Origin of the sequence: Paraburkholderia sp. J11-2 (genome assembly GCF_905220185.1) — a bacterium.
Lineage (GTDB): Bacteria > Pseudomonadota > Gammaproteobacteria > Burkholderiales > Burkholderiaceae > Paraburkholderia.
Window position 1 is genome coordinate 66,767 of the sequence record NZ_CAJMYY010000009.1, and the last position, 22,862, is coordinate 89,628.

Below are 22,862 nucleotides of genomic sequence, written 5' to 3' on the forward strand. Positions count from 1 at the left end.
GCCTCCGGGCGCGCACTGCCTCACTCGGTTGAAACGGTGCCACGTTCGTCACGCAACGCGGCGTGCAGCGTGTGCCACGCGAGCGTCGCGCATTTGATGCGCGCCGGAAATTCGCGCACGCCCGCGAGTACGGCGAGCTTACCGAGCCCTTCGATCGAGACCGGCCGGTCCGAAGGCGCCGTCGCCATCGTGTGAAAGCGTTCGAACAGTGCTTCGACCTCCGCTTGCGTGCGGCCCTTGAGCGCCTCCGTCATCAACGAAGCCGAAGCCGTTGCGATCGCGCACCCCGCACCCTCGAAGCCCGCGTCCTTGACGACTCCGTCCTCGATACGCAAATACAACGTCACGCGGTCGCCGCACAACGGGTTATACCCCTCGGCGCGATGCGTCGCACCGGTCACGGCGTGACAGTTCCGCGGCCGCCTGTAGTGGTCAAAGATCGTTTCCTGGTACAGGTCGCGCAGGTCGCTCATAACGGAAATACCTCTTCTACGCGCGCGAGACCGTGCAGCAGCGCGTCGACTTCGGAGCGCGTGTTGTACAGCGCAAACGAAGCGCGCACCGTGGCCGGCACGCCATAGCGCTCCATCACCGGCATCGCACAATGATGCCCGGTACGCACCGCCACGCCACAATGATCGAGTATCGTGCCGACGTCGTGGGCATGCGCGTTCTCCACCACGAATGAGAGGATGCCAAGCTTTTCCTTCGCAGTTCCAATCATTCTCACGTTTGACATATTACGCAAAGCAGCGTCTGCATAAGCGAGCAGATCAGCCTCGTGCCGCTGCGCCACTTCCAGGCCAATTGCGCTCACGTAGTCGAGCGCCGCCGCCAGCCCGATCGCGCCGGCGATATTCGGCGTGCCCGCTTCAAAGCGCCACGGAATCACGTTGTACTCGGTCTTCTCGAACGTCACGGAGCGGATCATGTCGCCACCGCCCTGCCATGGCGGCATGACCTCGAGCAACGCCGATTTTGCATACAGCGCGCCAATGCCCGTGGGGCCATAGATCTTGTGCCCCGAGAATGCATAGAAGTCGCAACCGAGCGCGGCCACGTCCACGGGAAGGTGCGCGATCGCCTGCGCGCCATCGACCAGCACCGGGACGCCGCGCGCATGCGCAAGCTCGATCATCCGCGCAACCGGATTCACGGTTCCCAACGCGTTGGACGCGTGCGCGACGGCCACCATGCGCGTGCGTGCGCCGAGCAGGCGTTCGTAAGCGTCGAGGTCGAGCGTGCCGTCGTCGTCGATCGGCGCCACCTTCAGCAGCGCGCCCGTTTGCGCACAGACGAGTTGCCACGGCACGATGTTCGAGTGATGCTCCATCGCGGTGATGAGCACTTCGTCACCGGGCTGCAGGCGCGGCCGCGTGTAGCTTTGCGCCACCAGATTGATCGCTTCCGTCGTGCCCCGCGTGTATACGATCTCGTTCTCGTGCGCCGCATGCAGGAAACGCGCAATGCGTGCGCGAGCGCCCTCATAGGCGTCGGTTGCACGCTGCGACAGCGCATGCACGCCGCGATGCACGTTGGCGTTGTCATGTTCGTAATAGGCCTGCTCGGCGGCGATCACGCTCGCGGGCTTCTGCGTGGTCGCGGCGTTGTCGAGATACACGAGCGGCTTGCCATGCACGCTTTCGCGCAGAATCGGAAAGTCGCGACGCCAACCCATGACCGTTTCGGCGTCGGGAATACTCACCGGTTCGAGTAGATTCATGACAGTCCCCGCAGATATTCGCCACCGGGCAAGCGCGCGAGCAGTTGCTGCGTGAGCCGACTGCGCAGCGCAGCGCTTTCCACGCGATCCACGCTCACGCGCGCGAACGACCACACGAGCAGCGCACGCGCCATGCGCTCGTCAATGCCGCGCGAGCGCAGGTAGAAGAGCGGGTTCTCGTCGAGTTGGCCGACGGTCGCGCCGTGCGTACACTTCACGTCGTCGGCGTGAATCTCCAGTTGCGGCTTCGTGTCGATCTCGGCGTTGCGCGAGAGCAGCAGGTTGTCGTTTCCCTGGTGTGCGTTGGTCTGCTGCGCGTCCTGATGCACGATCACGCGGCCGTCGAACACGGCATGCGAAGCGCCGTCGAGCACGCCGCGATAGTATTCGCGGCTCGTGCCGCGCGGCATCTCATGGTCGATGCGCGTGTGATGATCCACGTGCTGCCTGGCGCTCACGAAATACAGGCCGTTCAGATCGACCTGGGCGTCTTCCGCGTCGAGGCGAGTATCGATCTGTGTGCGCGACAACGCCCCGCCGAACGCGAACGAGTGCGAGGTGAAGTGGCTGGCGCGCCGCTGCGAAACGCCGACGTGTGCGATGTGAAACGCTGTGCGCGCCTCCTGCTGGATACGGCAATGCTGAATGTCAGCCTCTTCGTCGGCGACGATCTCCGTGGCGGTGTTGACGAAATACGCTTCGTCGGTAATGCCAGCGAACTGCTCGACAATCGAACATCGCGCGCCGCGCGCCGCCACCACGGCGTTGAATGGATGCATGGCGAGCGCGGCTTCGCTGCTGAAGAACAACACGTGCAGCGGCCAGTCCAGCACGCAGCCTGGCGGCAGCACGACCACATAGCCGTCGCTTCGAAATGCGCCGTTGAGCGCCGCGAAGCCGTCCTCCGGCGCGCGGCGCGCCATGATCGACTCGATCCGATCAGGAATCCTTCGTATTGCCTGGGCGAGCGTGCCAACGAATGCGCCTTCCGGCAAAGGCGGCAGGTACGAGAGCTTCGGCGCGTGGCGGCCGTTCACGAACACGATACGGCCGCCAGCATCGGCGGGCACGAGGTCGTCAATCAGGCGCGCATAATCCGTTTGCTCACCGTCCGAAGGCATGAAATGCCAATGCGGCTTCGCAATGGACATGACATTGGTGTACTTCCACGCTTCGAGCTGCGTGCCGGGAAAGCCCAGGATTTCGAACCGGTCGAACGCGTGCCGCCTTGCCTTGCGCAGCCAGGGCAGCTCGACGCCCGCCAGCGTTCCCGCCATCGTGCGGAAAGCGTCGCGGTAATGCTCGCGCGTTGATTCGCTCATCGTTGCTCCCTGGCGGCAGCCGTGTGTTGCGGGCCGGCGCCCGGCCCACCTGCCGGTTCGTCGCTATCCGGCTCGCCGAGCCAGCCGTAGCCCTTGCGCTCTAGTTCGAGTGCAAGCTCATGCGAACCCGATCGCACGATACGGCCCTGCGCAAGCACGTGCACGTGGTCCGGCACGATGTAGTCGAGCAGGCGCTGGTAGTGCGTCACCAGCACAATCGCCCGCTCCGCGCTGCGCATCTGGTTCACACCGCGCGCGACGAGTTGCAGCGCGTCGATATCGAGGCCGGAGTCGGTCTCGTCGAGAATGGCGAGGCGCGGCTCCAGCACCGTCATTTGCAGCACCTCATTGCGCTTTTTCTCGCCGCCCGAAAACCCTTCGTTCACGCCCCTGTACAAAAGCGCTTCCTTCATCTCCATCGCCGCCATCTTTTCTTTCACCAGCGCGAGAAAGTCCATGGCGTCGAGTTCCGCTTCGCCCCGTTGTTTGCGCTGCGCGTTGAGCGCGGCCTTGAGCAGATAGATATTGCTCACGCCCGGTATCTCCACCGGATACTGGAACGCGAGAAAGAGCCCGCGCCGCGCACGTTCGTCGGGCGCGAGCGCGAGCAGGTCGCAGCCGTCGTACTGCACGCTGCCCCCCGTGACCACGTATTGCTCGCGCCCCGCCAGCACGTGGGCGAGCGTGCTTTTGCCGGAGCCGTTCGGCCCCATGATCGCGTGAACCTCGCCCGCGTTCACGCGCAAATCCACACCACGCAAAATCGGCTTGCTTTCGACTTCGACATTCAGATTGCGAACTTCCAGCATACTGCTCTCCCTCTCAACCTACGCTGCCTTCCAGGCTCACGCCCAGAAGCTTTTGCGCTTCCACCGCGAATTCCATCGGCAATTCCTTGAGAACGTCCCGGCAAAAACCGTTGACGATCATCGACACCGCGTCCTCCTCGGTGAGCCCGCGCTGCCGGCAATAGAACAGCTGGTCTTCGCCAATGCGCGACGTCGAGGCTTCGTGTTCGACCTTCGCGCTCGGGTTTTTCACCTCGATATACGGAAACGTGAACGCGCTGCATCGATCGCCGAGCAGGAGCGAATCGCACTGGGTGTAATTGCGGGCGTTCTCGGCCGAGCGCGCCATTTTCACGAGCCCGCGATACGCGTTCTTGCCGCGGCCAGCCGAAATCCCCTTCGAGAGAATCGTGCTGCGCGTATTGCGCCCGATATGAACCATCTTCGTGCCGGTATCGGCCTGCTGATAGTGGTTGGTGAGCGCCGCCGAATAGAATTCGCCAATCGAGTTGTCGCCCTGCAAAATGACGCTCGGATATTTCCACGTAATGGCGGACCCCGTTTCGACTTGCGTCCACGAAATCCTCGCGTTGGCCTCGCGGCAGTCGCCGCGTTTCGTCACGAAGTTGTAGATGCCACCGCGTCCCTGCGCGTCGCCCGGATACCAGTTCTGCACCGTCGAATAGCGGATTTGCGCGCCCTCCAGGGCAACGAGTTCCACCACGGCGGCGTGCAGCTGGTTTTCGTCGCGCATCGGCGCCGTGCAGCCTTCGAGGTAGCTCACGTAAGCGCCCTTGTCGGCCACGATGAGCGTGCGCTCGAACTGGCCCGTGTTGCGTGCGTTGATGCGGAAGTACGTGGACAACTCCATCGGGCAGCGCACGCCCGGCGGGATATAGCAAAACGAACCGTCGCTGAATACCGCGGAGTTGAGCGTTGCGAAGAAATTGTCGGTGTACGGCACGACCGAACCGAGATACTGGCGCACGAGGTCCGGATGCTCGCGCACCGCTTCCGAGAACGAGCAGAACACGATGCCAAGCTCGCCCAGCTGCCGGCGAAACGTCGTGGCAACGGACACGCTGTCGAAAACCGCGTCCACGGCCACGCCCGCGAGCATCTCGCGCTCCTGGAGCGGCACGCCGAGCTTTTCGTAGGTGCGAAGGAGTTCCGGATCGACTTCGTCGAGGCTCTTCGGCCGGTTTGCCTGCGTGAGCGGCGCCGAATAGTAGGCGATGTCCTGGAAGTCGATCGGCGGGTGTTCGATGCTCGCCCAATGCGGCTCGGTCATCGTGAGCCAATGCCGGTAGGCAGCGAGCCGCCATTCGAGCATGAAGTCCGGCTCCTGCTTGCGCGCCGAGATAAGGCGGATCACGTCCTCGGACAAACCGCGCGGCAACGTATCCGACTGCACGTCCGAAACGAACCCATGCCGATATTCCCGCCGCAGCAATTCCTCGAACGTTTTCGCTTGTGTATCCATGACGTTATTACGGTCTCCTGTACACTCATGACCTCATTCTAGAACCGCTGTCAAAACCCTGGCATGGCCGGGGTTTAACCGCGGCGCAGCGAGAGCGAAGCCGGCACGCCCGATGCGAAAGACCCTGCTGGCAAGAGTGAAATGACGATGTATCTACCCGTCCCGCCGATGGTGAAGCCGCCCGCCAGCGGCGCTCAAACGAAATAGCCGCAAAAAGAACTCAACATTGGCCGCGCCAGGTTCTACCCTGTAACAGTGAAACTCACGGAGGACCAGGATGAGAATCGAATTCACGAGTCGCCGTCACGCCGTGGCTGCCGCACGCGTCGCGTTCGAAGCCAACGTGGACAATCGCCCGGTATGGTGCAGCGTGTCGCTCGACGCGCTGAACGATCGCTTTGGCAATACCGGAACATCGGCGCATGCACTATTGAGCGCGTTCGAAGCGAACCGCCCGAGCATCGAACTGGCCGCGCGACACGCGCTGGAGAAAAACGGGGGCCAGTCCGTGGAGCTGGAAACGCGCGATCTGGAGTAATCGCGCTGGTGCAAGTGGAATCGCAACAGGGTGCGAATCATCAGCCCAATCAGCCTGCTTCCCGCAGGCCTCGATACCTCCCCAAATGCAACCCTGAAAGGTCAGCGATAAAAAAACGCCCGGAATTCCGGGCGTTTTTTTTATCGTGGCTTCCTCAGACCTTGCGCGCCCGGAGATACCGGAAGAACTCCGCGCCTTCCTGCAGGCGCCGCTTCATCATCTCCCAGCTCACCAGCATCTCGCGGACGATTTCCCAGATCTTCGATGGCCGGAAATAGAAGCGCTTGTAGAACTCCTCGACGCCAAGATAGATCTCTTCGCGCGAAAGGTGCGGATAGCCGATCGTCGAAGCTTGCGTACCCGCCGAATTGATAAGCGTGATGACCTTGGTATCGTTCAGCCACCCATTTTCAACGGCCTGCTTGTGAAGCACCGTGCCCGGGTACGGCGCGGCGAGCGACACCTGAATGGTATGGGGATTGATCTCTTTTGCATACTGAATGGTCTTCTGGATCGTCTCGTGCGTCTCGCCCGGCAGACCGAGGATGAACGTTCCGTGGATCTTGATACCGAGCTTGCGGCAATCCTCGCTGAACTGGCGCGCCATATCGGTACGCAAGCCTTTTTTGACGTTCACGAGAATCTTGTCGTCGCCGGATTCGTAGCCCACGAGCAGGAGCCGCAACCCGTTGTCCTTCATCACCTTCAGCGTCGAGTACGGCACGTTCGCCTTGGCGTTGCACGACCACGTCACGCCTAGCTTGCCAAGCCCGCGCGCAATCTCCTCGGCGCGCGGCCGCAGATCCGTGAACGTGTCGTCGTCGAACATGATCTCCTTGATTTCGGGCATGTTGTCGCGAATCCATTTCACTTCTTCCAGCACGTGCTCGACCGAACGCGTGCGATAGCGGTGCCCCCCGACCGTATGCGGCCAAAGGCAGAACGTGCAACGGGATTTGCAGCCGCGCCCCGTGTAGAGCGACAGATACGGATGCTTGAGATAGCCGCTGAAATAGTGCTCGGGCGTGAGGTCGCGCTTGTAGATTGGCGAGACGAATGGAAGCTGGTCCATGTCTTCGAGTATCGGCCGGGCTTCGTTGTGCGTGATCCCGCCGTCGGGCAGGCGATAGCTGAGGCCCAGAATCGATTCGAACGGAAGACCCTGTGCAATTTCGCGGCACGTGAAGTCGAATTCCTCCCGGCAGACGAAATCGAGCGCATCACTCGCGGTAAGCGAACCCTGGGGATCGACCGCCACTTTCGCGCCGATCATGCCAATGAGAATCGTGCTCTTGCGCCGCTTCAAGTGCTCGGCAAACTGCACGTCGCTCTGGAAAGAAGGCGAACTCGTGTGAATGATAACCAGTTCGTATTCCTGAGCGATATCCAGGGTCGTTTCCAGTGAAAGCTCGTCTGCGGGGGCATCGACCACGCGGCTGCCTTCGACGAGCGCGGCCGGCTGAACCAGCCACGTTGGATACCAGAACGACCGGACCTCGCGCTTTGTTTGGAAACGTGAGCCAGCGCCGCCATCGAAGCCTTCATACGAAGGTGCCTGCAGAAACAGCGTTTTCATGAATGTCCTCGGAGAAAAATCCGGAATTTGTCTCGAAGCCTACAAAAGCATGACACTTGCTGGATAGCTGCTTTGCCCGGGTCAAGAATACTACGACTTACCTTCGCGGCATGGCGAAAAAAAGCCCGCACCCGCTTATCGAAATACCCAGTTGAAAAAAGTTTGGCGCCCGGTGAACGCCGCATTCGTCGGCATGAGCGATGCTTTCTGTACTATATTTTTTGGGGGCATCCGCAGCAGCATTCACAGCACTCCAAAGCGGGAGGCAATGTATGTCGCGATATCACGACATGACAGAAGGCGTGCCGGTTGGCAACGGCCACCATATCAGCCCGGCCGAATTCCTGCTGATGGCGGGCTTTCTCGCATACCGCGCCCCGCTCGCTTCAAGCGAAGCCCGGGCAGCAGCCCGGCGTGTTCTGGATGCGGTTCTCAGTGCGGCGGCAGCACACGGGTTCGTGCATGCCGACGCACTCGAAGCCATGATGGCGAGCGCCGAAAAGTCGGCGAACGTACGCAGTCTCGCCGAGCAGGCCAGTGCTGCCGTGGGCGATACGTTCACGTACCTGCAGGTGATTCGCGGCGCGGGCGTCACGCTGGAAGCGGAGCCTTATACGCTTGTCACTTGAGGTAGGCGCAGGATCCTCAGCCGCGAGGTGCCGGAGCGCCACACGGTCATCGTGCCTCTGCGGCGGCATCGCTACGTGTCGCCACCTCCATGCGCACCATTGCCCTGCTGCGGGTTGACCGCTTGTGGTCCAATACGGCGCCCGTGTCCGCTACGCGCGCCCCGCCTTCGTCGTCACACCTCTGCAATGTTGTCACGGGGCTTGATCTCCCACAAGGCGCCAAAGCCAGCGGCCTTGCGCCCCCCTTTCAATTACTGTACTAACAAAAAAAGATTGTTCCTCTCATTTTTTTGTTAGTACAATAATTCCGATGCGAATTGAGTTCGACGGCGTCAAGCGCGCCAGCGCCCTGGCCGAGCGCGGCCTGGATTTCGCTCGGGCCGCAGAGGTCTTCGCGGGCCGCAACCTCACCCGTCGCGACGATCGGAACGACTACGGCGAGGTTCGCTTCACGACAGCAGGATGGCTCGACGCACGCATCGTCATCGTGGTCTGGACCCAACGCGGCGCGGCCCGCCGCATCATCAGCATGAGGAAAGCAAATGAACGCGAAATCAACCGGCTCGCGCCGCACCTGGGTTGATGCGGACGACGCCCCCGAGATTTCGGACGAATGGATCGAGCAAGCGGAACTGCGCGATGGCGACAGAATCGTGCGTCGCGGCCGCCCGCCAGGCAGCCACAAAACGGCAACGACCATCCGCTTCGACGACGACATTCTCGAAGCCTTCAAGGCAACCGGCCCCCGCTGGCAGTCGCGCCTCAATGCGGCGGTGCGCGACTGGCTGAAAACGCATTCCCCCACCGAAGTCGAAGCATAAGGCGGTGTCGCTCGAGGTCGCGCTCGCGCCGGAGCGCCGCACGCGCGCCGTCGGCATTCGAGAATCGGCAAAGATCTCGCGATACTGCGCGACGAGGCGTTTCCCCGGCGCCGAATCGTTTAGCTTACCGAAACGATCGTGAAGCCTCCAGAGCGGCTTCGCGCGCCGACGCCGAATGCCACGCGTTGGGATGCCGTTTCGCCATTCAACTGTCCGGTGGACGCGCGGGGACCTGCTGCCAGCCGCCGGCGCAGGTTCGCACGTACGGGTAATAAGTCTGCGACGCCACGCAGTAGTACCAGACGCCATACGGGGCCTCGTCACCCTGCCCGCCCTGGCCGCCGCCTTGCCCATACTGCTCGTTTTGATCGTACATAGCGGCACCGCCGTACTGAGGCTCCTGCGGCACCTGCCCCTGCCCCTGTTCGATCCACTGCGTGGGCTGCGAGAAGTCGCCTGAAACGTAGGGGTAATAGACGCTGCTTATGTACGTCGGGTAGTAGTACGGATAGAACGGATAACCGTAGATGAAACCGGGGCCGAAGTAGAAGCCGACGCTCACCGACCCGCAGCAGCCATACCAGCCGTGATAGTAGCCGCCGTGATACCAGCCGTAGCCGTGGCGATAGCCGCCATGGTAATAACCGCCGTGATTCCACCCGCCGCCGCTATAGCCGCCGTGATAGCCGCCGCTCCAGCCGCTGCCGTGATTCATGCCGCCGTTGCCGCCCCAGCCGCCACCGCCACCGCCACCACCGCCGCCCCAGCCACCGCCGCCGTGGTACCACCCGCCGCCGCCTCTACCCGCGCTCGCCCCAGCGCTGATGCATAGCGCCACGAGCACGAGCAGGAGTCTGCACAATTCACGCCCTTTCATGATGCTCACCCCGAAAGCCGTTCGGCTTCATAGATCAGTTTAGGCGTCGGGAGCCCATTTTTCCTGTGTGTGCGTTTCCCGGCGCATTACCGCTCGCGAAGGTCGTCCTGCCTCGCGATGATGGCCGCGCCAATCAGGCCGCCGTCGTGCCGGAACGCGCCGGGCACGACCACGCGCTCGCGGAACTCCCGCAGCGTGCGCTTGCGCACTGCGGCGTCCAGCGCGTCGATGAGTGGGGACACATTGGAAAGTCCGCCGCAAGCCGGCACGATCGAAGCGCCGGTAATGTTGATGACAGCTGCGAGCGGTTCCGATACCAGGGCGAGCCAGGCCGATACCGTGCGCTGCGCGCGATCGCCGCCTTGCTGCCAGTCGTCGAGAATGGTGTGGCTGTCTTTCTGTTCGTTGTTCAGGAGCGCGTTGAGCCGTTCCATGCCGCGTGCCCCGCCGATGGTGTCGACGCAGCCCATGCGGCCGCAACCGCAACGCAAGGCACTCACTGGCTCCGCGTGGCCGGTGCCGTCGAAGTCGACGTGCGTGCTCACAGGCAGCCCGTGGCCCCACTCGCCCGATATGCCGCTCGCGCGGCCGACTACGCGGGCGCCCACCACGAGCGCGCCGCCGACGCCGGAGCCGAGGACCACGCAAAACACGACATCGTGGCCCGCCCCCGCACCCTCGACGGCCTCCGCCAATGCGAGGCAGTGAGCGTCGTTGGCAATGCGTACGCGCCGCTGAAGCCGGGAGGTCAACTCCGCGCCGAGCACGCGACCCGAAACGCATGGGACGTTGGACGAGCAGATCACCCCGCTTGCGGGATCGATCGCGCCGGCCATCGAGATCACGAGTGGCGAGCGGTTCTCGCCAATATGACGGTCTGCGAGAGATTGAAGCGTCGCGCCAAACGCCTCCCAGCTGTCGACGGGCGTTGGCGCGCTTTCGAGCAGGCGCACGCTGCCCGGCCTCTCCGATACACCGAGCCTGACGTAAGAACCGCCGATGTCCGCGACGAAGACGCCTGAGTTTTGCTTTTGTTCTGCGCTGGTGTCTGGCACCCCTGGCTCCTCTGTGCGTGCCTATGCGACGCCAGCCTGACGGTTCAGCGGGCGCGCACGAAATGATGCTCTATCTTGGCACGCAATACGCCGTCGACGGCCGCGAGTTGTTCGCGCAGCCGCACCGCGCGCCTTTCGGTCATGTCGCCAAATACGATTTTCTGCTCGAGCACGTCGCCGCAGCGGGTCACCGCCCAACGGTCGACGACCACCTGTTCGCCGTCGAGCACGCCTGCGGCTGTCGAAACGACGCCGAGATCCAGACCGGACACGAGATGAACGGTATGCGTGAGCGTGAAGCCAGGAAGACAGTGCGAAAAGTCCTCACAGACCGAGGACGAAGCGGCGGGGATATCTTGACGCATAGTGACTCCGGATGAAGGTTGATCGAACCGGTGCCAGCTATGCTGCTCCCGCTTCGTTGCCGTTAATCGGCCGCATCGCCTCGAGGGCTTCCACCTTGCCCGGGAGGGCAGGTTGGCGTCGGTCACTCCGACTCTGGATGCTTTGCTTCTTGTGTTCGATATTCCGAACGAGCTTTCATTATACCGGAAATAAGGTTCCGGGCAAGGAGCGCGCCTCGAGCGCCCTCCTGCCCGGCTTTCCGGCCCTGCAAGCTACTTCCTTGGGACGGCGCCTCGCGACTCGGTCGCCCTGAGGAAATCGAAGTCGGCGCCCTTGTCCGCCTGGGTCACGGTGTCGAGAAACAGCTTGTGATAACCGCGGGCCGCCGTGGGCGCGGCAACCGGATTCGCCTGCGCCCGGCGCCGCAGTTCTTCGTCGTCCACGAGCAAGGCGATCTCGCGGTTGGCCACGCTCAAGCGGATGCGGTCGCCGTTACGCACATGCGCAAGCGGGCCGCCGATGGCGGCTTCCGGCGTAACGTGCAGCACGATCGTCCCGAATGCCGTGCCGCTCATCCGTCCGTCCGAAATCCGCACCATGTCTTTCACCCCGGCGCGCGCGAGTTTCTTCGGGATCGGAATATAGCCGGCCTCGGGCATGCCCGGCGCGCCTTTCGGACCAATCCGCTTGAGGACGATGATGTCGTCGGCGTGCACGTCGAGGTCGTCGGAGTCGATGCGGTTCGCCATGTCGCCGGCGTCTTCGAACACGACCGCGCGGCCCTCGTGCTCCATCAGCGCCGCCGAAGCCGCCGATTGTTTGATGATCGCGCCGCCCGGGGCAAGGTTGCCGCGCAGGACGGCAAGCCCGCCTTGCGGATAAATGGGCGCGCTGAGTGGCTTCACCACGTCTTGCGCGAAACGCGGCCCGGCGCGCTCCATTTCCTCGCCCAGCGTGCGGCCCGTCACGGTCATGGCGTCGAGATGCAACAAGGGCTTCAGTTCATGAAGCAGTGTGGCCATGCCGCCAGCGCGATGAAAATCCTCCATGTAATGCTCGCCGGAAGGCTTCAGGTTCAGCAGCACCGGCGTTTCGCGGCCCATACGGTCCACCGCGTCCAGATCGATGTCTAAGCCGAGACGTCCGGCAATGGCGGCAAGATGCACGATGCCGTTCGTCGAACCGCCAATGGCCAGCAGCACCCGCAAGCCGTTCTCGATCGACTCGGCACTGAGCACCTGATCGATCGAGAGCCGCCGCCTCGCCATCTCCACGGCCTGTGCGCCGGTCTGCTCGGCCACGCGCATGCGGTCCGACGTGACGGCCGGAGGTGAAGCGCCGCCCGGCATCGTCATGCCCATGGCTTCCGCCACGCAAGCCATCGTGCTGGCCGTGCCCATGACAGCACAGGTGCCGACGCTCGGCACGAGGCGGTCATTCACCTCGGCGATCTCCTCCGCCGTGACTTCGCCCGCGCGAAACTTGCCCCAATAGCGGCGGCAATCCGTGCACGCGCCAACGCGTTCACCGCGATGCGCGCCCGTCACCATGGACCCGGTAATGAGCTGAATGGCGGGAATGCCCGCCGATACGGCGCCCATCAGTTGCGCGGGCACCGTCTTGTCGCAGCCGCCGATGAGCACGACCGCGTCCATGGGCTGCGCGCGAATCATCTCCTCCGTATCCATCGACATGAGGTTTCGCATGAACATGCTCGTTGGCTGCGAAAAGCTCTCGTGGATTGAGATGGTCGGGAATTCCATCGGCAAGCCGCCCGCCAGCAGAATGCCGCGCTTGAGCGCCTCGAGCAGCTGAGGCACGTTGCCATGGCAAGGGTTGTACGCGCTGCCCGTATTGGTGATGCCGATGACAGGACGCTGCAGCGCGTCGTCGGTATATCCGGCGCCCTTGATGAAAGCCTTGCGCAGGAATAGCGAGAAGCCCGTGTCGCCGTAGTGGGTCAGTCCGCCGCGCATGCCCTCGGGATCAGCGGAATCCTTTTCATTCGGTGAGTTCTTTTCGGACATAGCCACGAGCCTCGGGTCGGTTCAGATGGGTCAAAACGCGGGCAAAGCGCCGTCGCCGGTAAGCGTACTGCGAATCGTGCAACGCGCAAGGCGCGCAGTGCGCCCTTCGCGCACGATATTACAAATCACCTTCAATAGCAGATTGAACCGAATGCGCGCACACTCGGTCAGTCGAGGTACCGGATTTGCTTGCTGTGATCCTTTCGGCCCATTGAAGCGAAATCATGTCGACGAAACAGACCCAACCCGATCCTTCCAGCGAGCCTTCCCGCACGGCTCCCAGCGCGAAAGTGCCCGCGCATGCGCAGGGCGCACCGGTGGCCCCCGCCTCGCCTGCCGGCAAGCATCCTGCGCCGCCCTGCACGCTCGTGATCTTCGGCGCGGGCGGCGATCTGACCCAGCGCCTGTTGATGCCGGCGCTTTACAACCTCGCCGTCGATCGGCTGCTCGACGACGGCATGCGGATCATCGGCGTGAATCACGGCGAGCGCGAAACCCAGGCGTGGTCCGACGATCTGCACGCCGCGCTGCAAAAATTCGCCGCCGACAAGGCTAGCACCTTCCACGCCGGCAATCTCGACGACAAGGCGTGGGACTGGGTCGCGCAGCGCCTCACCTATATGGCGGGCGAATTCGAGGACGACGGCGCCTATCAGCGGCTCGCGCAGCAACTGAACGGCAAGTCTCACGGCAACGCCGTGTTCTATCTCGCGGTGGGCGCGCGCTTCTTCAAGCCGATTATCGAGCGCCTCGGCAAGGCCGGTTTGCTCGACGAGGGCAACGACAGCAACGGCGCGTTCCGCCGCGTCGTGATCGAAAAGCCCTTCGGTGCCAATCTCGCTTCGGCGCGCGACCTCAACCAGCACGTGCTGAATTTCGCGCAAGAATCGCAGGTCTATCGCATCGACCATTTCCTCGGCAAGGACACGGTGCAGAGCATACTCGCGCTACGTTTCGCCAATGCGATGTTCGAGCCCGTGTGGCGGCGCGAGTACATCGACAGCGTGCAGATCACGGCTTCGGAAGTGATCGGCGTGGAGGGCCGCGGCAAGTTCTACGAGCAGACCGGCGCGTTTCGCGACATGGTGCCCAATCACCTCTTTCAGCTGCTCGGCATGGTCGCCATGGAGCCGCCCAATTCGTTCGACGCCGAAGCGGTGCGCAACAAGAAAGCCGAGATCTTCGAAGCGCTCAAGCCGCTCGCGCCCGACGACGTGGTGTTCGGACAATACGCAAAAGGCCCGGCGGGCGTGGGTTACCGCGACGAGCCGAACGTGGCGAAAGACAGCCGCACGGAAACCTATGCGGCCGCGCGCGTGCAGATCGACAATTGGCGCTGGGCGGGCGTGCCGTTTTATCTGCGTACCGGCAAACGGCTGGCCGCGCGACGCACGGAGATTTCCGTGCAGCTAAAGAGCGTGCCGTTTCTGCTCTTTCGCGACACACCGGTCGATGCGCTCACGCCCAACGTGCTGACACTGCGTATCGATCCGTCGCATGGCACGAGCTTCGACTTCAACGTGAAAACGCCGGGGCCGGTCGTACAGATCGGCCCGGTGCATTCGTCGTTCGATTACGACGACTTCTTCGCGGAGCACGCCAACGTCGGCTACGAAACGCTGCTTTACGATTGCATGCTCGGCGACCAGACGCTCTTTCAACGCGCCGACGCCATCGAAGCGGCATGGTCGGCGGTGGATGGCGTGTTGCATCCGGAACTCGACGCCGCGCTTCCCGTGTACGACTACGCGGCGGGCAGCGAGGGCCCGGCGCAAGCCGATGCGCTGCTCGCGCGCGACGGCCGCGCATGGCGCGCGCTCGAGCAGCCGCAAACAAAGAAGAAGTGAACCAGAAAACTAAGGAGAACGTATGGCCAAAATCGAAAAAGCGGTCAAGAAAAGCGCGGTAAAAAGCACGGCAAGCGCGAAGCGCGCCTCGCAGAAAATCGAAAACATTCTCGCCATCGACATAGGCGGAACGGGCCTGAAGGCCGCGATCGTCGACGCAAACGGCACCATGCGCACGGAGCGCGTGCGCGTGGCGACGCCGCATCCGTGCCCGCCCGCCTTGCTGGTCGAAACGCTTGCGACGCTCGTCGACCCGCTCATCAAGCACTATCCCTCAACGCGCGTTTCGATCGGCTTTCCTGGTTTCGTGCGCAACAATCATGTGATTACGGCGCCGCATCTCGGGCTCGATGACTGGAACGACGTGCCGCTCGCGCAGATGCTGGGCGAGCGGCTCGGCATCGCTTCGGTGCGCATGATCAACGACGCGGAAATGCAGGGCCTTGCCGCCATCGAAGGGCACGGCCTCGAATTCGTGATGACGCTCGGCACCGGCGTGGGCACGGCCATGTTCCGCGACGGCGAATTGATGCCGCACCTCGAACTCGCGCATCACCCGGTCAGCAAGAAACGCGCGTACGACGAGTACATCGGCGACGCCGCACGCAAGAAGGCCGGCAACAAGCGCTGGAACGCGCGCGTCGAGAAGATCATCGGCATTCTCGACTCGCTCGTGCACTACGACAAGCTCTGGATAGGCGGCGGCAACGCGGCTCGCCTCACGTTTGAATTGCCGCCAAACGTGGCGACCGTACCGAACGATCGCGGCATCGAGGGCGGCGCACGGTTGTGGCACCCGCGTTCGGTGCGCGAAACACAGCCGCTGCCCGCGGCTACACAGCGCGCGGGCAAAGCCAGGTAACCCGCTCACACCGGGCCAGGCGCGCGCCGCTTCATTTGCGAGCGCCCCCGCCCCCATCGGCGAAGAGTTCGATCACGAGTTCGCGCAGCCAGCGGTTGCCTTCGTCGTGCTGCACGCGCGCGTGCCAGAGCAGATGAATGGGCGCCGCGGGCAGCTTCATGGGCAGCGCGCTCAGGCTCAATGAAAACGGCTTGGCGAGTTGCAGCGCAAGCCGCTCCGGCACCGTGGCGATCAGGTCGGTACGTTCGAGGATATAGCCCACGCTCATGAAGTGCGGCACGGAAAGCCGCACCTGGCGCTTCACGCCGCGCCGTTTCAGCCATTCATCGACCTGACCGTGCCCCGTGCCGGCCGAGACCACCACCAGATGCTCGGCCTCGCGCCATGCCGCGAGCGTGAGCGGCGCGTTCTCCAAAGGATGACCGCGCCTGAAAAGGCACACATAGCGCTGATCGAACAGGCGCCGCTGGTAGAAGCCGCCCTTGAGCTGCGGCAGCAAGCCAATGGCGAGATCGACGCGGCCTTCAGCCATTTCGTCGCTGAGATTGACGCCGGTATTGCGCACGGTATTGAGCGCGACGCCCGGCGCCGCACGCGAGAGGCGCTCCAGCAGCGCAGGCAGAAACACGACCTCGCCGATATCGGTCATGCCGATCGTCATGGTGCGCGTGGCGCGCAGCGGATCGAAGCCGGTCACGGGATTGAGCGCGCCATGCAGCGTGGCGAGCGCCTGCGCGACCGGGTCCGCAAGACGCAGCGCGAACGGCGTGGGCACCACGCCGCCCGGCCCGCGCACGAAGAGCGGATCGCCCAGCAGGCGGCGCAGCTTCGCGAGCGCGTTGCTCACGCCGGGCTGGCTCATGTTCATCTGCTCGGCCACGCTCGCCACGCGCCGCTCGCGCATGAGCCGGTGAAAGAGCAGCAGCAGGTTGAGGTCGATATCGCCGAGTTCCATTCATTCAATCCAGTGATGAAGCAGATTCACTCCATTTTATTGTGCAATGAGTTGCCGCTGCTGAGAATACGGACACGGTGTGCACGTGAAGAAGCCGCGCTAGCCGACCCCATAAATCTGAATATCGGAGACACAGTCATGAAACAGCGTGATCTGAAGATTGCGATTGTCGGCGCCGGCATTGGCGGCCTCACGCTTGCGCTCGCGCTGCGCGAGCACGGCATCGACGCACAACTTTTCGAGCAGACCGACGAACTGCGCGAAGTCGGCGCGGCCGTCGCGCTTTCGGCCAACGCCACGCGCTTTTACGAGCGCATGGGCCTGCGCCCGGCCTTCGAAAAAGTATGCGCGGAAGTGCCGGGACTCGTGTATCGCGACGGACGCAGCGGCGATGTGATCGGCCACCATCGCGGCGCGCCCGACTATCGCGGGCAATTCGGCGGCTCGTACTGGGGCGTGCATCGCGCCGACCTGCAGGCGGTGCTGTCGAGTGCGGTCGGGCTCGAGCACATCAAGCTCAGCCATCGGCTCGTCGATCTCGCGCAGCATGCCGATCGCGTGAGCCTGACGTTCGCGAACGGTGAGCGCGTGGACGCCGATCTCGTGATCGGCGCCGATGGCGCGCGCTCGATCACGCGGCGCTGGATGCTGGGCTACGACGATGCGCTGTATTCGGGCTGCTCCGGCTTTCGCGGCGTGGTGCCGGCCGGTCGCATGGACCTGCTGCCCGATCCCGAGACCATTCAGTTCTGGGTCGGGCCGGGCGGCCATCTGCTGCACTATCCGATTGGCGACAAAGGCGATCAGAACTTCCTGCTCGTGGAGCGCCATCCGTCGCCGTGGCCGTCGCGCGAGTGGGTCATGCCCGCCGAGGAAGGCGAGCAACTGCGCCTTTTCAAGGACTGGCACCCCGCCGTCGTGCAGATGATCACCGCCGTGCCGATCAGCCAGCGCTGGGGCCTCTTTCACCGTCCGCCGCTTGGCCGCTGGAGCAAGGGCCGCATCACGCTGATCGGCGACGCCGCGCATGCGCTCGTGCCGCACCACGGCCAGGGCGCGAACCAGTCGATCGAAGACGCCGTGGTACTGGCCGACCAGTTGGCGAAAGCGGGGCCCGGCAACTGGCGCGAGGCGCAGGAGGCCTACGAGCGCCTGCGCCGGGGCCGCACGCGCAAGGTGCAGTACGCTTCGATCACCACGGCGGACGTGCTGCATCTGCCCGATGGTCCCGCCGCCGAGGCGCGCAACGCCCGGCTCGGCTCGCGTGCAGGCGTGCTGAATCATCTGGACTGGATCCATGATTTCGACGCGCTGGCGCAGGAGCCGAACGACCGGCAGGGCGGCACCTGGCTTTGAGGCGGTGCGCAAGCTGCGCAGTTAATGATCCGTTAATCTCGGCGCACTAGAATCGCCGGTTTAAACTGACCATTTCCGCCCAAGGAGCGCCCATGCAACTCACCGCCGACTCGCGCTACGACCTCGTCGCGCGTCTCTTGCACTGGCTCGTCGTCGCACTCGTGGCGGCACAGTTCGTGATCGGCTGGACCATGCCCGACGTGCACCGCGACACGCGCCCCGTTGGCGAGATCGCGTGGCATCTGGGCGTCGGCACGGCGCTCCTTGCCGCGATGGCCTGCCGTCTGGTCTGGCGCGCGACCCATCGTCCGCCGCCCGACGACCAGACGCCGTTCATGCGCGCCGTGGCGGCCCTCACCCATCTCGGCCTTTACGCCCTGCTGATTGCGGTGCCCGTGCTCGGTTGGATCAACGCGTCGTCGCGCGCGTGGGAAGTCACGCTGTTCGGCGCCATCCCCCTGCCTGCGCTCTCCACTGCGGGTTCGTCGTTCGGGCACGCCATGGGCGACGTTCACAGCGTGCTCGCATGGGTGCTGTTCGGGCTCATCTGCCTGCATGTGGCCGCGGCGCTCTTCCATCGTTTCGTGCTCAACGATCGCGTGCTGCAGCGCATGAAGCTTTAGCCCTGATTGGCCGTTCAGTGATGCCGCGGCGCATCCGGCTCGGTCACGAAGCCAACCTTCGCGAGTCCTGCGGCGCTTACGGCCGAGAGCAGCTTCGCGACTCGCTCATACGGCGTGGCGCGATCGGCCGAGAGCCGGATTTCCGGCTGCGGAGTGAGCCGCGCCGCGGCAGCGAGCCGCGCAGACAGCCCTGACTCCTCGACTGGCTGCGCGTTCCAGCTCATGTGGCCGAGCGCATCCACGACGATATCGACGTGCGGCGCGGCCAGATTCTCGCGCTGACTGCTCGCGTGCGGCAAAGCCAGCTTCGTGGCATGGTGCAGAACCGGCAATGTCACCATGAAGATGACGAGCAGCACGAGCATCACGTCGATCAGCGGCGTCATGTTGATGTCAGCCCCTGGCAGCGCATCGTCGTCCAGGTCGCGGTCGTCGTTCATACCCGCTCCTTCAATGTTGCCGCCGGCATGGGCGCGCTACCCGTGAGCAACAGCGCGTGCAAGCCGTAAGCGAAGCGGTTGAGCTGCGCGGCGATATCGCGCGACACACGCGCGAGCGCGTGATAGCCAAGCACGGCCGGAATCGCCACGCACAGACCGAACGCCGTCATGACGAGCGCCTCGCCAACCGGCCCCGCGACATGTTCGAGACTGGCGTCGCCATTCGCGCCGAGGGCCAGCAGCGCATGGTAGATGCCCCACACCGTACCCAGCAGGCCGACAAACGGCGCCGTGCTGCCAATCGATGCAAGCAGACCGAGTCCGCGCTGAAGACGCGCGGAACTGTCGCTCACGGAAGCCCTGAGACTGCGCAGCAGCCAGTCGCTCAAGTCGACGCGCCCCCGGTGTGCGGCGCCGCTCGCCTCGTGATGCGCCAGCGCGCGCTGGCCCGCGCTAGCCAACTCGAAGAACGGCGTGCCGGGGCGGCCCTCGATCTCATCGCCGGCCGAGCCGCTTTCCCAGAAGCTTCTTTGCGCGGCGCCTGCGTGGCGGCGCAGACGCGCGAACTCGAACGCCTTCAGTACGATCACCGACCATGACACGACCGACATCGCCGCGAGCAGCGCCGCGACGAAGCGCGTCATCGGATCGCCCTGAGCCCACAGGTGCGTGATTCCATAAGTTGGCATGAGGTCCTCCGTTTCATTCGCTGAGGGTGAACGCAAACGGCACGTCGGCGCGTGCCGGCGCCGGTTTGCCGTCCTCCACATACGGCTGGCAGCGGCTCGCGAGCGCCGCGGCGCGCGCCGCTTCGTCAAGCCTCGCGAAGCCGCTGGTCGTCGCTATGCGCGCGGCGACTACGTGGCCGTCCGCAGCGGTATCGAGTTCGATGACGGCGGTCCCCGCCTCTGCTCGGCGCAAGGACTGCGCGGGATAGTCGGGTTTCGTGAGTGCGCAATCGAGGTGGGCGACGTGGCGGGGCGCGTCGGCGACGGGCGCCTGGGCGGCCGGCGTGGGTTGCGGTTGCGGCGCGGCTATACGATCCGTTGGCATCGCGGCTTCGGGTGCGGTGTGTATCTCCGGTCGTACCGCTGGCGCTGGCGTCGTGCGGCTGACCTCTTTCGCATGCACTCGTGTCGCTACACGCGTTCGAGCAGGTGGCACAGCGACATTTCGGATTGCTTCATGAATTGACGGGCTCGGGAATGGCGTTGGCGCAGGCGCTTCGCTCTTTTGCGGCACCGACGGCACCGGCGCGGTCAGCACCGCGTCTACGACCTTCATGCGCGCCCGCACGTCATGTGACACCGGCGCCTCCCACCGCACCATCGCAATCAGCGCGGCATGCAGCGCAAGCACAGCCGCGACCACGCCCGCGATCGCGGCGCGCCGCCCAAACGTCGGGTGGGCGAACGCCATACTCTCGCCACGATCGAAGCGCGCAACGACCGACGTCATGTCGATTCTCCACTCAAAGCGCGAGCGAGTTCTGCTTGCTGCGGAACACGATTGGCCGCTCATCGTCGCGCGTTGGCCGTCTTGCGATTTGCACGGCCCGCACGATGCGCTCGTGATGCGGCGACTTCGCACACACCGGGTCGGCCGCGGCGGCATCGCCAGTCAGCATGTAAGCCTGACAGCGGCAGCCGCCATGATCGGCGTGACGCTCGTCGCAACTGCGGCAGGGCTCGCGCATCCAGCCGTCGCCACGAAACGCGTTGAACGCTTCGCTCTCGTACCATATCTTTCGCAGAGGCACGTCGCGCACGTTCGGCAATACGAGGCCCGGCAGCGAACGCGCCGCGTGACAAGGCAAGGCTGCGCCGTCTGGCGCCACGCCGAGAAACACGCTCCCCCAGCCGCTCATGCATGCTTTGGGCCGTTGCTCGAAGTAGTCGGGCACAACGAACAGAATGCGGCACCGCTCGCCAACGCGATCGCGATACCGGTTCACGGTCTCCTCGGCTTCGCGAAGCTGCTCGGCGGTGGGCATCAGTTGATCGCGGTTCAGCATGGCCCAGCCGTAATACTGCGTGTTCGCAAGTTCCAGATAATCGGCGCCCAGTTCGAGCGCCATGTCGATGATCTGCGCGATATGCGGCAGGTTGAAACGATGCAGCACGCAGTTGAGCACCATGGGATAGCCATGCGCCTTCACGAGCCGCGCGACGTTGCGCTTGAGCTCGAACGTGCGCGTGTTCGTCAGAAAGTCGTTGAGTTCGCGCGTGGAATCCTGCATCGACACCTGAATATGATCGAGCCCGGCCGCCTTGAGCCGTTCGATGCGCTCGACGTTCAGGCCGATGCCGGACGTAATCAGGTTCGTATAGAAGCCAAGCTGCCGTGCATGCCCGACGAGCGTTTCCAGATCGTCGCGCAACAGCGGCTCGCCGCCGGAAAAGCCAATTTGTGCCGCGCCCAGTTCGCGCGCGGCGCTGATGGTCGCGCGCCATGCTTCGGTGTCGAGTTCTTCGCCATGCCGCGCGAAGTCCACCGGGTTGTAGCAGAACGCGCAATGCAACGGGCAGCGATAGGTCAACTCGGCGAGCAGCCAGAGCGGCCTGGGCAGGAGAGCGGTATCGGTCGTCATGTCAGTCGAGCCACCCGCGCAGCCGCGCGTGATCGAGAAAGCGATAGACGTCCGGCGCCAGCTCGGAGGTGCTGAACAGGCGCTCCAGCTCGCCAATGATTTCGTCGAGTTCGTGCGCGCCGTCACAACGCACGAGTATTTCACCCGCGCTCGAATTGAGCTGCACCATCCCTTCGGGATAGAGCAGCACATACGCGTCCTGGGCCGCCTCCCATTGCAAGCGGTACATGCCGCGCAAACGCGGGCGCAGCGGCACGCCGCTGCCTGCATCGGGCATTATCGGGTTCATAGGGGCCATGCCTTTTCGACCGCATCGAGGATCGACCAGAGAATATCGAGCTTGAACTGAAGGATCCCGACGGCACGCTGCTGTTCGGCGGCCGAGCGGAAATGGCTCAGCGTCACTTCGAGCCCGTGTTCGACATCGCGTTGCGCGAGCGGCACGCGGCTGCGGAAATACTGAAGGCCTTGCGGCTCGATCCACGGGTAATGCGACGGCCAGCCCGCGAGCCGGTCGAGGTGAATTTGCGGCGCGAACATCTCCGTGAGCGACGAGCACACCGCTTCCTGCCATGGCGCGCGCCGCGCGAAATTCACATACGCGTCGACTGCGAAGCGCACGCCTGGCAACACAAGCCGTTGCGACCACATCGTTTCGCGATCGACGCCGACCGCTTCCCCCAGCCGCACCCAGGCTTCAATGCCGCCTTCGTTCTCGCCTTGCCCGTCGTGGTCGATGAGACGCTGGATCCAGCGGCGGCGCGTTGCGCGGTCGCCGCAGTTCGAAAGGATCGCCGCGTCCTTGAGCGGAATGTTGATCTGGTAATAAAAGCGGTTCGCGACCCACCCGCGAATTTGCGCGGGAGAGCAGCGCCCGCCGTTGAGCATGCGGTTGAATGGATGATGAATGTGATAGCGTGATTCGAGTGTACGCAGGCGCGCTTCGAATTCATTCGTAGTCCATGGTATTTCGCGCGTGTCCGGCAACATGAGAGGTGCGTTCAT

Annotated in this window: 25 protein-coding genes and 1 riboswitch; of the genes, 8 read left to right on the forward strand and 17 right to left on the reverse strand. The window is 63.9% G+C overall.

The genetic code is table 11. The features are described 5' to 3' along the window. Positions 1-20: 20 nt before the first annotated feature. From sufU to sufB, 5 genes are read right to left on the reverse strand one after another with little or no spacing between them, the layout of a single operon-like run. Positions 21-473, reverse strand: coding sequence for a Fe-S cluster assembly sulfur transfer protein SufU (sufU, locus tag U5A57_RS14515; RefSeq protein ID WP_321911889.1), 453 nt, complete (start codon positions 471-473; stop codon positions 21-23). After that, complete coding sequence (locus tag U5A57_RS14520) at positions 470-1,723, reverse strand: cysteine desulfurase (protein ID WP_321911890.1); 1,254 nt, start codon at positions 1,721-1,723, stop codon at positions 470-472. Before U5A57_RS14520 ends, sufU begins: the two co-directional genes overlap by 4 nt. Continuing rightward, a complete protein-coding gene (gene sufD, locus U5A57_RS14525; RefSeq protein ID WP_321911892.1) occupies positions 1,720-3,045 on the reverse strand; it encodes a Fe-S cluster assembly protein SufD in 1,326 nt (441 codons plus the stop codon). Before sufD ends, U5A57_RS14520 begins: the two co-directional genes overlap by 4 nt. Next, positions 3,042-3,854, reverse strand: a complete 813-nt coding sequence (gene sufC, locus U5A57_RS14530) for a Fe-S cluster assembly ATPase SufC (protein ID WP_321911893.1) — start codon at positions 3,852-3,854, stop codon at positions 3,042-3,044. The genes sufD and sufC overlap by 4 nt, the downstream gene beginning before the upstream one ends. Before the next feature lie 13 nt (positions 3,855-3,867). Next, complete coding sequence (gene sufB / locus U5A57_RS14535; RefSeq protein WP_321911895.1) at positions 3,868-5,316, reverse strand: Fe-S cluster assembly protein SufB; 1,449 nt, start codon at positions 5,314-5,316, stop codon at positions 3,868-3,870. A gap of 277 nt (positions 5,317-5,593) precedes the next feature. Between sufB and U5A57_RS14540 the strand changes: the two genes are divergently transcribed. Further along, positions 5,594-5,854 (forward strand): DUF1488 domain-containing protein, encoded by a 261-nt coding sequence (locus U5A57_RS14540; RefSeq protein ID WP_028204289.1) that lies wholly within the window; start codon positions 5,594-5,596, stop codon positions 5,852-5,854. A 154-nt stretch (positions 5,855-6,008) separates the two neighbouring features. Here the strand turns inward: U5A57_RS14540 and hpnJ are convergent, their stop codons facing one another. Beyond that, on the reverse strand, positions 6,009-7,430 hold the full coding sequence (gene hpnJ, locus U5A57_RS14545; protein ID WP_321911896.1) for a hopanoid biosynthesis associated radical SAM protein HpnJ: 1,422 nt from the start codon (positions 7,428-7,430) through the stop codon (positions 6,009-6,011). A gap of 272 nt (positions 7,431-7,702) precedes the next feature. On the opposite strand from hpnJ, the gene U5A57_RS14550 reads away from it, so the two are divergent. From U5A57_RS14550 to U5A57_RS14560, 3 genes are all read left to right on the forward strand, one after another. Further along, the gene (locus tag U5A57_RS14550) at positions 7,703-8,059 is read left to right on the forward strand and encodes a hypothetical protein (protein WP_321911898.1); all 357 of its coding nucleotides are present in this window, start codon (positions 7,703-7,705) and stop codon (positions 8,057-8,059) included. 310 nt (positions 8,060-8,369) lie between these two features. Further along, positions 8,370-8,642, forward strand: a complete 273-nt coding sequence (locus U5A57_RS14555; RefSeq protein WP_321911900.1) for a BrnT family toxin — start codon at positions 8,370-8,372, stop codon at positions 8,640-8,642. Continuing rightward, positions 8,602-8,880, forward strand: coding sequence for a BrnA antitoxin family protein (locus tag U5A57_RS14560; RefSeq protein WP_321911903.1), 279 nt, complete (start codon positions 8,602-8,604; stop codon positions 8,878-8,880). Before U5A57_RS14555 ends, U5A57_RS14560 begins: the two co-directional genes overlap by 41 nt. Positions 8,881-9,085: 205 nt before the next feature. On the opposite strand, the gene U5A57_RS14565 is transcribed toward U5A57_RS14560, so the two are convergent. The 4 genes from U5A57_RS14565 to U5A57_RS14580 all read right to left on the reverse strand — a co-directional run bounded on the left by U5A57_RS14565 (position 9,086) and on the right by U5A57_RS14580 (position 13,184). Continuing rightward, entirely contained in the window at positions 9,086-9,757 is a 672-nt protein-coding gene (locus tag U5A57_RS14565; RefSeq protein WP_321911905.1) for a hypothetical protein, read from the reverse strand. Between the two features lie 86 nt (positions 9,758-9,843). Then, positions 9,844-10,812, reverse strand: coding sequence for an ROK family protein (locus tag U5A57_RS14570; RefSeq protein WP_321911907.1), 969 nt, complete (start codon positions 10,810-10,812; stop codon positions 9,844-9,846). A gap of 44 nt (positions 10,813-10,856) precedes the next feature. Continuing rightward, positions 10,857-11,177, reverse strand: a complete 321-nt coding sequence (locus U5A57_RS14575) for a hypothetical protein (protein WP_321911909.1) — start codon at positions 11,175-11,177, stop codon at positions 10,857-10,859. Positions 11,178-11,219: 42 nt separating this feature from the next. Further along, a riboswitch (SAM-I-IV-variant riboswitch) is annotated at positions 11,220-11,323 on the reverse strand. A gap of 106 nt (positions 11,324-11,429) precedes the next feature. Next, positions 11,430-13,184: an IlvD/Edd family dehydratase gene (locus tag U5A57_RS14580; protein WP_321911911.1), complete on the reverse strand. Its 1,755-nt coding sequence runs from the start codon at positions 13,182-13,184 to the stop codon at positions 11,430-11,432. Positions 13,185-13,408: 224 nt separating this feature from the next. Here U5A57_RS14580 and zwf point away from each other — a divergent pair, with 224 nt between their 5' ends. Together zwf and U5A57_RS14590 are read left to right on the forward strand one after the other, a co-directional pair. Beyond that, positions 13,409-15,031: a glucose-6-phosphate dehydrogenase gene (gene zwf, locus U5A57_RS14585; RefSeq protein WP_321911913.1), complete on the forward strand. Its 1,623-nt coding sequence runs from the start codon at positions 13,409-13,411 to the stop codon at positions 15,029-15,031. 22 nt (positions 15,032-15,053) lie between these two features. Continuing rightward, complete coding sequence (locus U5A57_RS14590) at positions 15,054-15,893, forward strand: ROK family protein (RefSeq protein WP_321911915.1); 840 nt, start codon at positions 15,054-15,056, stop codon at positions 15,891-15,893. Positions 15,894-15,924: 31 nt separating this feature from the next. Here the strand turns inward: U5A57_RS14590 and U5A57_RS14595 are convergent, their stop codons facing one another. Next, positions 15,925-16,848 (reverse strand): LysR family transcriptional regulator, encoded by a 924-nt coding sequence (locus U5A57_RS14595; RefSeq protein WP_321911917.1) that lies wholly within the window; start codon positions 16,846-16,848, stop codon positions 15,925-15,927. Positions 16,849-16,986: 138 nt separating this feature from the next. On the opposite strand from U5A57_RS14595, the gene U5A57_RS14600 reads away from it, so the two are divergent. Next, positions 16,987-18,204, forward strand: a complete 1,218-nt coding sequence (locus tag U5A57_RS14600) for an FAD-dependent monooxygenase (RefSeq protein WP_321911919.1) — start codon at positions 16,987-16,989, stop codon at positions 18,202-18,204. A 92-nt stretch (positions 18,205-18,296) separates the two neighbouring features. Further along, on the forward strand, positions 18,297-18,827 hold the full coding sequence (locus U5A57_RS14605; RefSeq protein WP_321911921.1) for a cytochrome b: 531 nt from the start codon (positions 18,297-18,299) through the stop codon (positions 18,825-18,827). Positions 18,828-18,841: 14 nt separating this feature from the next. On the opposite strand, the gene U5A57_RS14610 is transcribed toward U5A57_RS14605, so the two are convergent. From U5A57_RS14610 to pqqC, 6 genes are read right to left on the reverse strand one after another with little or no spacing between them, the layout of a single operon-like run. Further along, complete coding sequence (locus U5A57_RS14610; RefSeq protein ID WP_321911924.1) at positions 18,842-19,267, reverse strand: biopolymer transporter ExbD; 426 nt, start codon at positions 19,265-19,267, stop codon at positions 18,842-18,844. After that, positions 19,264-19,956 (reverse strand): MotA/TolQ/ExbB proton channel family protein, encoded by a 693-nt coding sequence (locus U5A57_RS14615; protein ID WP_321911926.1) that lies wholly within the window; start codon positions 19,954-19,956, stop codon positions 19,264-19,266. Before U5A57_RS14615 ends, U5A57_RS14610 begins: the two co-directional genes overlap by 4 nt. 13 nt (positions 19,957-19,969) lie before the next feature. Continuing rightward, positions 19,970-20,725, reverse strand: a complete 756-nt coding sequence (locus U5A57_RS14620; protein ID WP_321911928.1) for a TonB family protein — start codon at positions 20,723-20,725, stop codon at positions 19,970-19,972. A 13-nt stretch (positions 20,726-20,738) separates the two neighbouring features. Next, a complete protein-coding gene (gene pqqE, locus U5A57_RS14625; RefSeq protein WP_321911930.1) occupies positions 20,739-21,857 on the reverse strand; it encodes a pyrroloquinoline quinone biosynthesis protein PqqE in 1,119 nt (372 codons plus the stop codon). 1 nt (position 21,858) lies between these two features. Further along, positions 21,859-22,146, reverse strand: a complete 288-nt coding sequence (gene pqqD, locus U5A57_RS14630; RefSeq protein ID WP_321911932.1) for a pyrroloquinoline quinone biosynthesis peptide chaperone PqqD — start codon at positions 22,144-22,146, stop codon at positions 21,859-21,861. Then, on the reverse strand, positions 22,143-22,862 hold the full coding sequence (pqqC, locus tag U5A57_RS14635; protein ID WP_321911934.1) for a pyrroloquinoline-quinone synthase PqqC: 720 nt from the start codon (positions 22,860-22,862) through the stop codon (positions 22,143-22,145). Before pqqC ends, pqqD begins: the two co-directional genes overlap by 4 nt.

Bases quoted from the DNA above. Each gene is read 5' to 3' on its own strand.
- U5A57_RS14615 (WP_321911926.1), bottom strand. From the start codon at position 19,956: ATGCCAACTTATGGAATCACGCACCTGTGGGCTCAGGGCGATCCGATG.
- U5A57_RS14520 (WP_321911890.1), bottom strand. From the start codon at position 1,723: ATGAATCTACTCGAACCGGTGAGTATTCCCGACGCCGAAACGGTCATG.
- sufB (WP_321911895.1), bottom strand. From the start codon at position 5,316: ATGGATACACAAGCGAAAACGTTCGAGGAATTGCTGCGGCGGGAATAT.
- U5A57_RS14620 (WP_321911928.1), bottom strand. From the start codon at position 20,725: ATGACGTCGGTCGTTGCGCGCTTCGATCGTGGCGAGAGTATGGCGTTC.
- U5A57_RS14590 (WP_321911915.1), top strand. From the start codon at position 15,054: ATGGCCAAAATCGAAAAAGCGGTCAAGAAAAGCGCGGTAAAAAGCACG.
- sufC (WP_321911893.1), bottom strand. From the start codon at position 3,854: ATGCTGGAAGTTCGCAATCTGAATGTCGAAGTCGAAAGCAAGCCGATT.
- U5A57_RS14555 (WP_321911900.1), top strand. From the start codon at position 8,370: ATGCGAATTGAGTTCGACGGCGTCAAGCGCGCCAGCGCCCTGGCCGAG.
- pqqD (WP_321911932.1), bottom strand. From the start codon at position 22,146: ATGAACCCGATAATGCCCGATGCAGGCAGCGGCGTGCCGCTGCGCCCG.
- sufD (WP_321911892.1), bottom strand. From the start codon at position 3,045: ATGAGCGAATCAACGCGCGAGCATTACCGCGACGCTTTCCGCACGATG.
- U5A57_RS14595 (WP_321911917.1), bottom strand. From the start codon at position 16,848: ATGGAACTCGGCGATATCGACCTCAACCTGCTGCTGCTCTTTCACCGG.
- U5A57_RS14550 (WP_321911898.1), top strand. From the start codon at position 7,703: ATGTCGCGATATCACGACATGACAGAAGGCGTGCCGGTTGGCAACGGC.
- U5A57_RS14600 (WP_321911919.1), top strand. From the start codon at position 16,987: ATGAAACAGCGTGATCTGAAGATTGCGATTGTCGGCGCCGGCATTGGC.
- hpnJ (WP_321911896.1), bottom strand. From the start codon at position 7,430: ATGAAAACGCTGTTTCTGCAGGCACCTTCGTATGAAGGCTTCGATGGC.
- U5A57_RS14540 (WP_028204289.1), top strand. From the start codon at position 5,594: ATGAGAATCGAATTCACGAGTCGCCGTCACGCCGTGGCTGCCGCACGC.
- U5A57_RS14560 (WP_321911903.1), top strand. From the start codon at position 8,602: ATGAACGCGAAATCAACCGGCTCGCGCCGCACCTGGGTTGATGCGGAC.
- pqqC (WP_321911934.1), bottom strand. From the start codon at position 22,862: ATGAACGCACCTCTCATGTTGCCGGACACGCGCGAAATACCATGGACT.
- zwf (WP_321911913.1), top strand. From the start codon at position 13,409: ATGTCGACGAAACAGACCCAACCCGATCCTTCCAGCGAGCCTTCCCGC.
- U5A57_RS14580 (WP_321911911.1), bottom strand. From the start codon at position 13,184: ATGTCCGAAAAGAACTCACCGAATGAAAAGGATTCCGCTGATCCCGAG.
- U5A57_RS14605 (WP_321911921.1), top strand. From the start codon at position 18,297: ATGCAACTCACCGCCGACTCGCGCTACGACCTCGTCGCGCGTCTCTTG.
- U5A57_RS14575 (WP_321911909.1), bottom strand. From the start codon at position 11,177: ATGCGTCAAGATATCCCCGCCGCTTCGTCCTCGGTCTGTGAGGACTTT.
- sufU (WP_321911889.1), bottom strand. From the start codon at position 473: ATGAGCGACCTGCGCGACCTGTACCAGGAAACGATCTTTGACCACTAC.
- pqqE (WP_321911930.1), bottom strand. From the start codon at position 21,857: ATGACGACCGATACCGCTCTCCTGCCCAGGCCGCTCTGGCTGCTCGCC.
- U5A57_RS14610 (WP_321911924.1), bottom strand. From the start codon at position 19,267: ATGAACGACGACCGCGACCTGGACGACGATGCGCTGCCAGGGGCTGAC.
- U5A57_RS14565 (WP_321911905.1), bottom strand. From the start codon at position 9,757: ATGAAAGGGCGTGAATTGTGCAGACTCCTGCTCGTGCTCGTGGCGCTA.